14 protein-coding genes are annotated in these 12,755 nt (G+C 66.6%); 4 read left to right on the top strand and 10 right to left on the bottom strand.

The annotated features are described in order from the left end of the window. Nucleotides 1-61 precede the first annotated feature (61 nt). Together P9A17_RS12570 and P9A17_RS12565 are read left to right on the top strand one after the other, a co-directional pair. Nucleotides 62-799: an LpqN/LpqT family lipoprotein gene (locus P9A17_RS12570; protein WP_278038976.1), complete on the top strand. Its 738-nt coding sequence runs from the start codon at nt 62-64 to the stop codon at nt 797-799. Between the two features lie 77 nt (nt 800-876). Continuing rightward, a complete protein-coding gene (locus P9A17_RS12565; RefSeq protein WP_278038975.1) occupies nt 877-1,590 on the top strand; it encodes a helix-turn-helix domain-containing protein in 714 nt (237 codons plus the stop codon). On the opposite strand, the gene P9A17_RS12560 is transcribed toward P9A17_RS12565, so the two are convergent. Genes P9A17_RS12560 through P9A17_RS12545 form a run of 4 tightly spaced genes read right to left on the bottom strand, consistent with a single transcriptional unit; the run spans nt 1,527 to nt 6,330 of the window. Next, a complete protein-coding gene (locus P9A17_RS12560; protein WP_278038974.1) occupies nt 1,527-1,922 on the bottom strand; it encodes a VOC family protein in 396 nt (131 codons plus the stop codon). The genes P9A17_RS12565 and P9A17_RS12560 overlap by 64 nt on opposite strands. A gap of 54 nt (nt 1,923-1,976) precedes the next feature. Further along, complete coding sequence (locus P9A17_RS12555) at nt 1,977-3,533, bottom strand: acetolactate synthase large subunit (RefSeq protein WP_278038973.1); 1,557 nt, start codon at nt 3,531-3,533, stop codon at nt 1,977-1,979. A gap of 26 nt (nt 3,534-3,559) precedes the next feature. Continuing rightward, nucleotides 3,560-4,681 carry a nitronate monooxygenase family protein gene (locus P9A17_RS12550; protein ID WP_278038972.1) on the bottom strand — a complete coding sequence of 374 codons (1,122 nt, stop codon included), beginning with the start codon at nt 4,679-4,681 and terminating at the stop codon, nt 3,560-3,562. After that, nucleotides 4,678-6,330, bottom strand: a complete 1,653-nt coding sequence (locus tag P9A17_RS12545) for an acyl-CoA synthetase (protein WP_278038971.1) — start codon at nt 6,328-6,330, stop codon at nt 4,678-4,680. The genes P9A17_RS12550 and P9A17_RS12545 overlap by 4 nt, the downstream gene beginning before the upstream one ends. Nucleotides 6,331-6,392: 62 nt before the next feature. On the opposite strand from P9A17_RS12545, the gene P9A17_RS12540 reads away from it, so the two are divergent. Beyond that, nucleotides 6,393-7,199 (top strand): crotonase/enoyl-CoA hydratase family protein, encoded by an 807-nt coding sequence (locus P9A17_RS12540; RefSeq protein WP_278038970.1) that lies wholly within the window; start codon nt 6,393-6,395, stop codon nt 7,197-7,199. On the opposite strand, the gene P9A17_RS12535 is transcribed toward P9A17_RS12540, so the two are convergent. The 3 genes from P9A17_RS12535 to P9A17_RS12525 all read right to left on the bottom strand — a co-directional run bounded on the left by P9A17_RS12535 (nt 7,162) and on the right by P9A17_RS12525 (nt 8,996). Continuing rightward, on the bottom strand, nt 7,162-7,833 hold the full coding sequence (locus tag P9A17_RS12535; RefSeq protein ID WP_278038969.1) for a hypothetical protein: 672 nt from the start codon (nt 7,831-7,833) through the stop codon (nt 7,162-7,164). The genes P9A17_RS12540 and P9A17_RS12535 overlap by 38 nt on opposite strands. Further along, entirely contained in the window at nt 7,796-8,335 is a 540-nt protein-coding gene (locus tag P9A17_RS12530) for a hypothetical protein (protein WP_278038968.1), read from the bottom strand. Before P9A17_RS12530 ends, P9A17_RS12535 begins: the two co-directional genes overlap by 38 nt. Before the next feature lie 64 nt (nt 8,336-8,399). Continuing rightward, complete coding sequence (locus P9A17_RS12525; RefSeq protein ID WP_278038967.1) at nt 8,400-8,996, bottom strand: NAD(P)H-dependent oxidoreductase; 597 nt, start codon at nt 8,994-8,996, stop codon at nt 8,400-8,402. An 84-nt stretch (nt 8,997-9,080) separates the two neighbouring features. Here P9A17_RS12525 and P9A17_RS12520 point away from each other — a divergent pair, with 84 nt between their 5' ends. Beyond that, the gene (locus tag P9A17_RS12520) at nt 9,081-9,626 is read left to right on the top strand and encodes a MarR family winged helix-turn-helix transcriptional regulator (protein WP_278038966.1); all 546 of its coding nucleotides are present in this window, start codon (nt 9,081-9,083) and stop codon (nt 9,624-9,626) included. Here P9A17_RS12520 and P9A17_RS12515 read toward each other — a convergent pair. The 3 genes from P9A17_RS12515 to P9A17_RS12505 form a co-directional block, all read right to left on the bottom strand. After that, nucleotides 9,623-10,873, bottom strand: coding sequence for a cytochrome P450 (locus P9A17_RS12515; protein ID WP_278038965.1), 1,251 nt, complete (start codon nt 10,871-10,873; stop codon nt 9,623-9,625). The genes P9A17_RS12520 and P9A17_RS12515 overlap by 4 nt on opposite strands. After that, entirely contained in the window at nt 10,870-11,565 is a 696-nt protein-coding gene (locus P9A17_RS12510; protein ID WP_278039832.1) for an acetoacetate decarboxylase family protein, read from the bottom strand. Before P9A17_RS12510 ends, P9A17_RS12515 begins: the two co-directional genes overlap by 4 nt. 107 nt (nt 11,566-11,672) lie before the next feature. Then, the gene (locus P9A17_RS12505) at nt 11,673-12,704 is read right to left on the bottom strand and encodes an LLM class F420-dependent oxidoreductase (protein ID WP_278038964.1); all 1,032 of its coding nucleotides are present in this window, start codon (nt 12,702-12,704) and stop codon (nt 11,673-11,675) included. Nucleotides 12,705-12,755 lie beyond the last annotated feature (51 nt).

The following is a 12,755-nucleotide window of genomic DNA, read 5'->3' as shown; positions in this document are numbered from 1 at the left end:
ACCTGATCATGAATTAGTCTTCGCTGGACATGGCAAAACGTCATACGACAGGAGTTCAGCTATGAAGCTCACGGTTGCCACCCGCTCTGCCGCTGTCGCCGCGGCGGTCGCGCTGATCGCGACGGGCTGCGGCGGATCGGATTCGGGGTCGAGCGAAACCAGCTCGGCGGAATCCGAGACCACCACGACGTCGGAGGCCTCGGAGACGACGTCGACGAGCGCCGCGGCACCCACGACGGCGCGGATCGCTCCCCGCCAGGAAGCCCCCGCGGGCCCGGCGCCGACGATCGCCGACTACATCAAGGAGAACGGCATCCAGGAGTCCGCGGTCAAGCGCGGCGATCCGGGCGCCCCGACCATCGACCTGCCGATGCCCGAGGGCTGGGAGGACGCCGGGCCGGACACCCCCGAATGGGCATTCGGGGCGATCGTCTACACGGGCCCCGAGGCTGCCGAGTACACACCCAGCATCGTCGCGATCGTGTCCAAGCTGGTCGGCGACGTGGATCCGGACGCCGTGCTGGCCGCGGCACCGGGCGAAGCGACCAACCTGCCGGGCTGGACGCCGATGAGCGACGGAAAGACCAGCGACCTCGGCGGTTTCCCTGCGTTCCAGCTCGGCGGCACCTGGGTTCAGGACGGCGTCACCAAGATCGCCGCCCAGAAGACGGTTGTCATCCCCGGCAGTGACGGCGCCACCTATGTCCTGCAGCTCAACGCGGACGGCCTGGAGAACCAGATCGACATCGTCGGGCCGGCCACCATGGACATCGACAACGAAACGGTCATCACCCCGTAGTCCTCGCAGCGATTTGGGCGTAGTTCGACAACGCAGCGTTGTCCAACTACGCCCGAATCGCGCGTACCGTCGGGGTGGTGAGCTACCGCGAGATGCCCGCACCTGCGGCTCTGCGCGACCTCGCCGAATGCGTGTGGGTCAAGGAGGGCGCGGGCTCTGCGCGCATCCTGCCCGACGGCTGCATGGACCTCATCGAGCTCGACGACGAACTGGTCATCGCCGGACCCGATACCGTGGCGCACATCAGCGAACAGAGCTCTGTCGCCGCTGCGGGGATCCGGTTCCGCCCTGGCGCACTCCCCCGCCTGCTCGGCGTTCCGGCCCATGAATTCCACGGCGAACGTGTCGAATTGGGTTTGCTACGACCGGAATTCATCGGTGCGCCGCTCCTGTCGGCAGCCACGCAGCTCATGCGCCGTGAGACGTCCAGTGAGACGGCGCCGTGGCCGGTGCCTCAGCTCTCCGAGGTCACCCGGCGCTTCGCTGCCGGCGCCGCCGTCCGTGCAGTGGCCGGCGAAATCGGTTGTTCGCCAAGGAATTTGCAGCGCCAGAGCGCCGCAGTCTATGGCTACAGCCCCGCGACGCTGCGCCGGATCCTGCGATTCCGGCGGGCGGTGCGCCTCCTGCGCAGCGGCCGCACCGCCGCCAACACCGCTCACGTAGCCGGCTACGCAGACCAGGCGCATCTGTCCCGGCAGGTGCGCGAGCTCGCGGGAGTTCCCGTCACTCAGCTGTTCAGCGGCGCGAACAAATCCACCGAGGTGCCGTCGGGATCCAGAACCGTGGCGTAGCGCTGCCCCCACGGAGCGTCGAACGGCTCCAGCTCGCCCTTGTGCCCAGCCTGCGTCAGACGCGTGAAGATCGCGTCGACGTCGGACGGCGACGCGACCCCGAACGCGAGCACCACGCGTCCCGTCGACGTTGGCGGGGCCCAGCCCGGATGCATTCCGGCGATCGTGTCCTCGGTGTCGAACAGTAGCCGGTTGCCGCCGGGCAGTTCGATTTCCGCGTGCGGGGAGTTGCCGTCGGGGACGTCGAGGCCGACGAGCCGATAGAAGTCCAGCGACCGCGCCAAGTCTGAGGCGACGATCTCGACGGCGGCGGAAGTGGGTCGAATATCCATGCCGAGGACGCTAGGACGCGTCCCCGTCCCGCGTCTTGAACAAATCGGACACCGTCAGCCCGCCAGCGAGGGCACCACAGCCTCGATGAGATTCGGGCCCGGCTCGGCGAACGCGTCGGCCAGAGCCTGCGCCAACTCCTCCGCAGTGGTGACGCGACGCGCCGGAACACCCATCCCTTCGGCGATCTTGACGAAATCGACGGCCGGATTTCCGAGGTCGAGCAGCTGCAGCGCGTTGGGGCCTGGGGTGGCCGCATTGGCCGCGCCGACCCGCTGAAGTTCGATCCGCAGGATGTCGTAGGCGCCGTTGCCGAAGATCACGGTCGTAACGTCGAGGTTCTCGCGAGCCTGCGTCCACAGCGCCGAGACTGTGTACATCGCCGACCCGTCAGCCTGCAGGGACAACACCGGACGGTCCGGCGCGGCGATGGCGGCGCCGATCGCCGCAGGCATGCCGTAGCCGATCGCCCCTCCGGTCAGCGTCAAGAGGTCGTGGGCGGGCGCGCCCGCTGTGGCTGCGGCGATCCCGATGCCCGCGGTGTTCGATTCGTCGACGACGACGGCGTTCTCGGGGAGCAATGCCCCGATCACCGCGGCGGCGGAGAAAGCCGTGAGCGCGCCCGTCGGCAGGTCCGGTCGGCTTGCCGGCGCGACCGCGGCGACGGTTCCGGGCGCCAGTTCGTCGGCGAGTTGTCCGAGCGCCGCCTCCGCGCCGAAATACTTTGCGAGTGTGTGTACTTCGCAGCCTTCGGGCACCAGGTCGCTGGCACGCCCAGGGTAGGCGAAGAAGGAGACGGGGGACGTTGCGCCGGCCAGGATGAGGTGCTCGGCGCCCGCGAGTTGTTCCTCGGCGGCCTCGGCGAAGTACGCCAGTCGCTCGACCGCGGGGACGCCGGCGCCCCGCTGCAACCGGGTCGGGAACGTCTCGCACAGCACCTTCGCACCGCACGCTTGCGCGATCCGAACGGCGGCCGCCAGCCCGGCGGTCCGCGTCGCGTCGCCACCGATGAGCAGGACAGTGGGCGCCCCGGAGGTCAGTGCGGTGGCCGCGTCGCGCACGGCATCGTCGTCGACGACGGGTATCAGCGGATCGGGCTGCTCCGGCTCCAGCGCATCGCCTTCGGTCCACGACACGTCGGCGGGCAGGATCAACGTCGACACCGCACCCACCCGGCTGGCACTCACTGCATCGACCGCGTCGACGGCGATCTCAGCGGTGTCCAGGGTGCGCCGCACCCACCCGGAGACGGTGCGCGCCAACGCGTCGATGTCGGATTCCAGTGGGGCGTCGTACTTTTTGTGATAGGTCGCGTGATCACCGACGATCACCAGCATCGGCACATGCGCCCGCCTGGCGTTGTGCAGATTGGCCAGACCATTCCCAAGCCCCGGGCCAAGGTGCAGCAGGACAGCGGCGGGTTTGTCCGCCATCCGGGCATAGCCATCGGCAGCGCCCGTCGCCACGCCCTCGAACAGCGTCAGCACAGCGTGCATCTGCGGCACCGCGTCCAGCCCGACGACGAAGTGCATCTCGGAGGTGCCGGGGTTGGCGAAGCACACGTCGACGCCGTGGCCGACAAGCGTGGTGAGCAGAGAGTGGGCGCCGTTCACATCTGCTGTTATACGGACCCGCCCGCTCAGTTGTCGCGAATACCGTCCAACCGCTTCGAGGCTTCCTCGAATCCGCTCACCAGCTCGGCGATGATGTCGGCGACGGGCCGGATCTCGTTCATCCGGCCGACGATCTGACCGACCGGCATCGCGACGGCGGTCGGGTCGGCCGACTCACTCATCCGCTGATGCGCCTCGCTGACGAGGATGTTCTGCAACGGCATCGGCAGCGGATCGGGCGCGCCTTCGGCATCCCACGCGTCGGTCCACCGGCTCTTGAGCAAACGCGCGGGCTTACCCGTGTAGATCTTCCTGCGCACGGTGTCCGCGGAGGTCGCCTTCAGCATGGCCTCCTGGATCACCGAGCGACCGGAGGGAAGCCGCACACCCAGGTCGTACTCGGCCGAGGTCAGAAACGCCGATCCCATCCAGACACCTTGTGCGCCAAGGGCAAGCGCGGCGGCGACCTGTCGACCGGTGCCGATTCCACCCGCGGCGAGCACCGGCGCCCGACCGTCGAGCGCGTCGACGATCTCGGGCCACAGCACCATCGAGCCGATCTCACCGGTGTGCCCGCCGGCCTCATGGCCCTGGGCGACGACGATGTCGACACCGTTCTCCACATGGCGCAGAGCGTGTTTCGGCGAACCGGCCAACGCGGCGACCGGGACACCGGCCTCGTGAACCTGGTCGATGACGTCCTTGGGCGGCGAACCCAGCGCGTTGGCGATCAGCTTGATCGGGTGCTTGAGCGCGACCTCGACGTGGCTGCGCGCCACCGAATGCAGCCATCCCAGAACACCTTCGGAGCGTTCCTCGTCTTCGGGCAACGGCGGGACGCCGAGATCGGCGAGCGTCTTGTCGACGAATTCCCGATGCTCGGCGGGGATCAGCTTGTTGATGTCGACCGACGTGCCCTCGGTGGGAACCTTGGCCGGCATGACGATGTCGACGCCGTAGGGCTTGCCGTCGGTGTTCGCGTCCATCCACTGAAGGACGTTCTCGAGGTCGTCGGCGTCGTTGAATCGCACGCAGCCGAGGACACCGAGACCGCCGGCCTTGGTGACTGCAGCGGCCACCTTCTCCGAGGGGGTGAAGACGAACAGCGGGTATTCGATCCCGAAGCGTTCGCAGAGTTCAGTTTTCACGATGCGGCCCCTGCATGCTTGGCGTGGACGTCGTCGGCCGGACGTTCCTCGGTGGTGTCCTTGGCCCAGCGGTAGTCCGGCTTGCCCGCGGGCGACCGCTTCACCTCGTCGACCAGCCACAGACTGCGCGGCACCTTGTAGCCCGCGATCTCGCTGCGCACGAACGCATCCAGGTCCGCGAGCGTGGGACGGGTGCCCTCACGCGGTTGGACGACTGCGGCCACATGCTGGCCGAAGCGCGGGTCCGGCACGCCGACCACGAGCGCGTCGAACACGTCGGGGTGGCCCTTGAGCGCCGCCTCGACCTCTTCGGGGTAGATCTTCTCGCCGCCGGAGTTGATGGACACCGAGCCGCGGCCCAGCATCGTCACGCTGCCGTCGGCCTCAACCTCGGCGTAGTCGCCGGGGATGGCGTAGCGGACGCCGTTGTAGGTCCGGAACGTCTCGGCGGTCTTCTTCTCATCTTTGAAGTAGCCGACCGGGATGTGACCACACTTGGCGATGATGCCGCGCACACCCGAGCCCGGTACGACCTCGTTGCCGTCCTCGTCGAGCACCTTGGTGTTCTTGTCGATGGTCACGCGCGGGCCGCCGGTGTGCGACTGGCCCTTCGCGACGATGCTGGTGCCGCCGAAGCCGGTCTCCGAGGAGCCGATCGAGTCGGTGATGATGCGGTTGGGCAGCAGCTCGAGGAACTTCTCCTTGAGGCTGGTGGAGAACAGCGCCGCCGTGGAGGCAAGCAGGAACAGCGAGCTCAGGTCGTACTCGTTACCGGCGTCCTGATGCGCCAGCAGCGCATCGAGCAGGGGCCGGGCCATCGCGTCACCGGTGAAGAACAGCAGGTTCACCTTGTGCTCGTGGATCATTCGCCACACGGCGTCGGCATCGAACTCAGGGGTCAGCACGACGGTGTGGCCCGAGAAGATCGCCATCCAGGTCGCGGACTGGGTGGCGCCGTGGATCATCGGCGGGATCGGCAGCCGGATCATCGGCGGGTTGGCCGCGGCCTGCTTGGACAGGTCGTACTCGTCGGCGATCGGCTCGCCGGTGGCGAAGTCGGTGCCGCCGAACAGAACTCGGTAGATGTCTTCATGGCGCCACATGACGCCCTTCGGGAAGCCGGTGGTGCCACCGGTGTAGAGCAGGTAGATGTCGTCTTCGCTGCGCGGGCCGAAGTCGCGCTCGGGGGACCCTTGCGCCAGTGCGTCCTCGAAGGGGACACCGCCGTAGCGCTGGTAATCGTCGTCGGACCCGTCCTCGACGACGAGGACCGTCTTGACGTTCGGGGTCTCGGGCAGGACGTTGTCCACCCGGTCGGCGTAGCGGCGCTCGTGCACGAGCGCGACCATGTCCGAGTTCTCGAACAGGTACTTCAGCTCGCCCTCGACGTAGCGGAAGTTGACGTTGACGAGGATCGCGCCGGCCTTGATGATGCCGAGCATCGCGATGACGATCTCGATGCGGTTGCGGCAGTAGAGGCCGACCTTGTCGTCCTTCTTGACACCCTGGTCGATGAGGTAGTGCGCCAGGCGGTTGGCCTTCTCCTCCAACTGGGCGTAGGTCAGTTGTTCGTCGCCGCATATGAGGGCGACGCGGTCAGGCACGGCGTCGATGGCGTGCTCGGCAAGATCGGCGATGTTCAGGGCCACGGCTCTAAATTAGAACGTGTTACATTTCGAGACAAGTCGCTGTCTTCGATGATGAAAGGCGGATGCCCGTGAGCGAGCCCCAAAAAGGTCCCGACGCCCTCGTTGAGCAGCGCGGACACACATTGATCTTGACGCTGAACCGACCGGAGGCGCGCAACGCGCTTTCCACTGAGATGCTCTCGATCATGGTCGACACTTGGAACCGTGTCGACGAGGATCCCGAGATCCGGACCTGCATCCTGACCGGGGCTGGTGGCTACTTCTGCGCGGGCATGGATCTGAAGGCCGCGTCGAAGAAACCTCCCGGCGATTCGTTCAAGGACGGCAGCTACGACCCGTCGAAGATCGAGGGTCTGCTGAAGGGCCGTCGGCTGACAAAACCGCTGATCGCAGCAGTCGAGGGCCCGGCCATCGCCGGCGGCACCGAGATCCTGCAGGGCACCGACATCCGTATCGCGGGCGAGAGCGCCAAGTTCGGCATCTCCGAGGCGAAGTGGAGCCTGTACCCGATGGGCGGTTCCGCGGTGCGGCTGCCTCGCCAAATCCCGTACACGATCGCGTGTGACCTGCTGCTGACCGGACGCCACATCACGGCGGCCGAGGCCAAGGAGTACGGCCTGATCGGCTACGTGGTGCCCGACGGCACCGCGCTGGAGAAGGCGCTGGAAATCGCCGAGGTCATCAACAACAACGGCCCGCTGGCGGTGCAGGCGATCCTGAAGACCATTCGTGAGGCCGAAGGCCTGCACGAGGAAGAAGCCTTCAAGCCCGACACCGCGAACGGCATCCCGGTGTTCCTGAGCGACGACGCCAAGGAAGGTCCGCGCGCCTTCAAGGAGAAGCGGGCGCCGAACTTCCAGATGAAGTAGCGCCAAGTTCGTCGAACCGCGCGATCGCGGCCGCGAGCTCGCCGTCGTCGTATACCTCGCACCGGTCGATCGCGTCGCCGTCGACGGTCATGACGACGACGTCGCGCCATTCGCCGTTGAATCCCTCGCGCGATGTGGCATGGACAAGCTGGGTGAACACGACCCCGCGGTCACACAACCGATGCACGGCGACGATGCGGTTGCTGATCTGAGGTGCGACGTCCCATGTGGCCCGCATGAAGGCGGCCTGCTCACCGGGCGCGAACGCCGTTCCGCCTCGACGGTGGTCGATATTCACCCAGTCCGGTGTCGTCTTGGGCATTTCGCGCCGGTTGAACGCCGCGTTGGCATTCACGATCGCAGACCACGTGGCGGCGTGTGCCGCGGCCTCGCCGGCGAGGTAACGGGCGTCGAGTTCGGCCATCGCCGCATCCGTGTCGTCAGTGCCGAACAGAATCTCGGCTGCAACTCGCCCATCGGCGTCGAGTTCGGCGATGACGAGGTTCTCGACGACGAAGGCACCGGGCTGCTTGTTATAGCGGGTCCTTCCGTGGAAGAGCGCGAGCCGCTCACCACGAGTCGCGAGGTCGATGGCCTCAAAGCCGCGGACACCGAGGTCGGCGGCGGTCCGCATGTCGCCGAGCATCGTTTCCCGCCCGCGACGGATCCCGCCGTTCACCACGTGCCTCGTTATGGAGGTCTTCGGCCAGTAGCTGCGCGACGACGTCCCAGTGCCGGGCCGCGAATGCCGTGCGCACGCAACGGCAGACTGTTGTCGCTGCGTTCTGCAGATGCGCTTTGGTGCTGAGTTCGTCGAACCGGGCGAGTGCTGCATCCAGGTCGGTTTCGTCGAACAGCTCGCAGCGGTCGGTCAGGTCGCCATCGACGGAAGCCGTCACCGAGCGCCCGGCGAAGCGCGGAGATGTGGGTCTGGAGCGCTTTCGCCGCGGTGCGGGGCGGTTCGTCACCCCAGAGAAGTTCCACCAGGTGTCGGCGGCGACGACGGCCCCACCATGTAATCCCAGCATCGTCAGAACGGCGCGAGGTTTGGCGCCCGGGATCGCGACCGGCAGTCCGAACTGCCGGACGTGCAGAGGCCCCAGAACCCCCAGTTCCACCTGGTGAAGCGTAGTCACACCGTCATCGTCGCGACGGCGATTCAACACACGGTCAAGGTTCGGTAAAGGCCCCCGCCGCGACCTACCCCGCGGTCGCGCCGGCACGCCACAACGCGTCGATCTGCGCCTGCCCGTCGGCGAGGCTCTGTGCTGCCAGCGGTCTGAGATCGGCCATCCGCGGGTTGGTGTCCGCCATCGTGAGTTCGACGACGATGAACCGCGGCTGAAGTCCGGTCAACGACAGGCCGTGTGTGAGCCACGTCTGCGCGTGGTCCCATCCCTCGCGCGGCGTGCCCGGGGCGTAGCCGCCGCCGCGGGTCTCGATGGCGATCAACTCGGTGCCGCCCAGCAGACCCTTGCCGGTCTCCGCATCGATGGACAGTCCCGCCGCGACGACATGGTCGACCCACGCCTTCACGGTGCTTGGCGAGCCGAAGTTGTACAGCGGTAGCCCGAGTAGCACGGTGTCCGCGTCATTGATCTCGCCGATCAGCTCGGCACTCAGTGTCGCCGACACTCGGGGATCCAGGTGCGGCAGCGGGTCGGCGGCAAGGTCGCGGTATACGACGGTTCCGTCGGGGTGGCCGGCACGCCAGCGCTCGACGGCCTGGGCGGTCAGCTTGCGGCTGACCGACTGGTCACCCTGGACGGAGGAATCGATGTGGAGCAACTGGGCCATGATGATCTCCTCGACAGATCGTTTGTGTTGTACAAACTATCTATACAAAATGGATCATTTCCGTATTCCCGTACTATCGAAGCCGTGAGCACTCGACCGCGGCAGGAACTTCTGCTCGGCCCCCTTCTCGACCTCATACTCCGACGACTCCGGGGCGCTGCCGAGGCCGAGGTCGCCAAGGTTGGCCTGCGAACGCGGCACATCATCGCGCTGACACTGCTGCGCGACTTCGGCGAGCAGGGCCAGGCGGGCCTGGCGGAGTCGCTGGGCATCGACCCGACGAACGTTGTCGCCTTGCTCAACGACCTCGAATCCGCGGGGATGGTCGAGCGTCGGCGGTCGCCGCAGGACCGGCGCCGACACACTGTCGTGCTCACCGAAGCAGGCGCCGAGAGGCTCTCCGAGGCAGAGAAGGTACTGGCCTCTCTGGAGGAAGGCGTGTTCCTCGAGCTGACGCACGACGAGCTGGCCACCCTGCACGGTCTGCTCCTACGCGCCGCGGCGGTGACCGCAGGTGGCCTCGAATCGCCCGCCGTCACCAGCTGCGCCGGCGTCGAGCGTGGGCCTCAGGTACGGAAATCAACCGAAAGCCGTACACAGGCCCCACGCTCGGCGACCAGCGACCCCTAGCCGAGCACCTTCGCCGTCGGCGTGAAGACGACGGGCATCGCCTCGGGTCCGCTGACGAAGTTCGCCGGCCGCAGCGGCACCTCGGCGCCGTCGGCCAGCCGCAGGTCCGGTAGCCGCTCCAGCACCCGCTTGGTCATCATCGACAGCTCCAAGCGCGCCAGCTGGTTGCCGAGGCAGAAGTGCGAGCCGAACCCGAATGCCATGTGGTTGTTGGGGTTCCGGTCGATCCGGAAATTCTGCGGATCGCCGAACACGTTCTCGTCGAAGTTCGCGGACTCGAACATCAGCATGATCTTCTCGTCCTTGCGCAGTTCCGTGCCATGGAACTCGGTGTCGGCCATCAGCGTTCGACACATGTTCTTCACCGGCGACGTCCAGCGCAGCATCTCCTCGATCGCGCCAGGCAACTTCTCGGGCCCTGTCCTTTGGTCTTCGCGCAAGCGCTCATCCGCCACGAGCGCCTCCCACTGATCACGGTGCCGCAGAAGCTGTTCCGTGCCACCCGACAGCGTGTGCCGTGTCGTCTCGTCACCGCCGATCAGAATCAGCAGCGTCTCCATGACGATCTCATCGTCGGACATCCGCTGCCCCTCGACCTCGGCGTTGACGAGAATCGAGAAGAGGTCGTCGGTCGGTTCCGCGCGCCGCTTGGCGATGATGTCCATCGTGAACGCCGTGTAGCCGGCGAACGCATCCATCATCCCCTGGGCGGTCGTCTCGTCGATGTGTGAGCTCAACCCGACCACCAGATCGTCGGACCACTTGAGCAGCAGTGACCGGTCCTCGGGGAGTACACCCAGCATGTCGCCGATCACGGCCATCGGCAGCGGCGCGGCGATGTCGCGGACGAAGTCGGCTTCACCCCTCTCACAGACAGAGTCGATCAGCGCGTCGCACAGCGTTCCGATCGACGGCACCTTGTCCATGACACGCTTGCGGGTGAAGCCGGCGTTGACGAGCTTGCGCCGCAACACATGCTGCGGATCGTCCATGTCGATCATGTAGGGCATGCCCGGGGTCTCGGGCCGGATACCGCCGGTGTTGGAGAACAACTCCGGATTTCGCTCGGCGTCCAACACGGCCTGATGGGTGGTCGCCGCCGCCAACCCGTTGCGGTCGCGGAAGATCGGCTGGTTCTCGCGCATCCACCGGTACGCCGCACGTGCACCGCCGTCGGCATAAAAGTTGCCGTCGGTGAAGTCGACGTCGGGCTTCGTCGGAACCTGTTCCGAGATAACGGATGTCATGCGATCTCCTGTGCATCGGCGAAGGTCATGTCGACATTGGCTGCAGAACTCGACACGAGTGCGCGTTTGGGCAAGCCTAGGGACGCGAGCTCCGCCGCGTAGGGGTGTTCGCCAAGTCGGATCGAAACTCCACCGGGACGGTAACGGACGCCGGAGAGCACCATCTCGCCGGCGGTTTCCCGCGCGACACCGTCGAGGTACGAGTACGTCGAGTGCACCTGCTTGCGACCGCTGAACGCCGCCGGGATCGGAAGCCCAGGAGCAAACTCCATGCTGATCACGTGCTGACCCTCGATGCTCAGGTCGAACCCGAACTGGCGTCCTTTACGGATGGTGAAGTCGGACATCACCTTCGGGTAGCCCCAGATCGTGCGCCCCGCTTCCAGCGTGAACGACTGATCGACGGGGAGGTGGTGGACGAAGGCGCCGGCTGACTGGAGGGCCTTGAGCCCGCTTGCTTGAGAAGGAGATGTGCCGGGCGGGTTCACCATCACGTTGGTGCCGTACTCGTAGTACTGGCCCAGATCGGTGTCCTCGTAGCGCATCAGCATCAGCACGACGAGCGCGCGGCGGTTGTCTCTGCCGAAGCGGCACACCCGGAATCCGCTGTAGTCGATCATCCGCTGGGCGGCGTCGGCCTCCACGACGAACATCGCGGTGTGCTGATGGGCGGTGCGCACGCGCACCGGCATCGTCAGGGTGGTGCCTTGAATGGTGTGCTGCGAGGGCGAAGTGGTACCGGTCACACCATTAATCTAGACGGGCACTAGACACTCGGCAAGAAAGTGTCTAGTCGCACCTAGACGAGCGCGGCGAGATCGCGGATCTGCTCGGGCGAACGCGCACCGACGACCATCATCGTCACGCCCGCGGCCTCCCACGCCTTGATCTGCTCCTGGACGTAGGGCAGGTCGCCGACGATCGCAGAATCGTCGACCAGCTCATCGGGGATGACCTTGGCAGCCTCGTCTTTCTTGTCATTGCGGAACAGCTTCGTGACGTCGTCGACGACCTCGGCGTACCCCATGCGGCGATACACGTCGGCGTGGAAGTTGGTGTCCTCGGCGCCCATTCCGCCCATGTAGAGCGCCAGGTGCGGCTTCATCAGCTCCATGATCGCCGGGCGGTCTTCGGTGACCACGACCTGCGCGGTCGCACAGATTTCGAATGTCTCGCGAGTGCGACGCGCACCCGGGCGCGCGAAGCCCTCGTCGAGCCACTCGTTGTACATGCCGGCGATGCGCGGGCTGTAGAAGATCGGCAGCCACCCGTCGCAGATCTCGGCAGCCAGCGCTACGTTCTTCGGCCCCTCTGCACCGAGCATGACGGGGATGTCGGCGCGCAGCGGATGCGTGATGGGCTTGAGGTTCTTGCCCAGTCCCGTGGTGCCTTCGCCGGTCAGCGGCAGCGGGTAGTGCGGCCCGTCGCTGTGCACCGGCGCTTCCCGCGCCCAGACCTGGCGCAGGATGTCGATGTACTCGCGGGTGCGGGCCAGCGGCTTCGGGAACTTGGCGCCGTACCAGCCCTCGACGACCTGCGGGCCGGAGACTCCGAGGCCGACGACGTGCCGCCCACCGGACAGGTGATCGAGAGTCAGCGCCGCCATACCGAGCGCGGTGGGCGTGCGCGCCGAGAGCTGCAGAACTGACGTGCCGAGCCGCATTCGTGTCGTCTCACGGCCCCACCACGCAAGCGGCGTGTAGGCATCCGAGCCCCACGCTTCGGCGGTGAACACGGTGTCGAACCCGGCCTCCTCGGCCGTCGCGACGAGTTCGGCGTGGTTGGTCGGCGGCTGCGCGCCCCAATATCCGAGTTGCAGACCCAGCTTCATATGCTCGCCTCTCGACCGATGGTTGAAACCATTCTTAGAACCTGTTCTACT

Source organism: Mycobacterium sp. 236(2023) (assembly GCF_029623955.1).
GTDB lineage: Bacteria > Actinomycetota > Actinomycetes > Mycobacteriales > Mycobacteriaceae > Mycobacterium.
Note: the sequence above shows the minus strand (reverse complement) of the source record. Positions and strands in the feature narration are given on the sequence as shown.

What these genes read in the sequence shown, in the direction of transcription:
- P9A17_RS12570 (WP_278038976.1), top strand. Translation starts at nt 62, where the DNA reads ATGAAGCTCACGGTTGCCACCCGCTCTGCCGCTGTCGCCGCGGCGGTC.
- P9A17_RS12560 (WP_278038974.1), bottom strand. Translation starts at nt 1,922, where the DNA reads ATGGATATTCGACCCACTTCCGCCGCCGTCGAGATCGTCGCCTCAGAC.
- P9A17_RS12540 (WP_278038970.1), top strand. Translation starts at nt 6,393, where the DNA reads ATGCCCGTGAGCGAGCCCCAAAAAGGTCCCGACGCCCTCGTTGAGCAG.
- P9A17_RS12535 (WP_278038969.1), bottom strand. Translation starts at nt 7,833, where the DNA reads ATGCGGACCGCCGCCGACCTCGGTGTCCGCGGCTTTGAGGCCATCGAC.
- P9A17_RS12525 (WP_278038967.1), bottom strand. Translation starts at nt 8,996, where the DNA reads ATGGCCCAGTTGCTCCACATCGATTCCTCCGTCCAGGGTGACCAGTCG.
- P9A17_RS12515 (WP_278038965.1), bottom strand. Translation starts at nt 10,873, where the DNA reads ATGACATCCGTTATCTCGGAACAGGTTCCGACGAAGCCCGACGTCGAC.
- P9A17_RS12510 (WP_278039832.1), bottom strand. Translation starts at nt 11,565, where the DNA reads ATGCCGGTGCGCGTGCGCACCGCCCATCAGCACACCGCGATGTTCGTC.
- P9A17_RS12505 (WP_278038964.1), bottom strand. Translation starts at nt 12,704, where the DNA reads ATGAAGCTGGGTCTGCAACTCGGATATTGGGGCGCGCAGCCGCCGACC.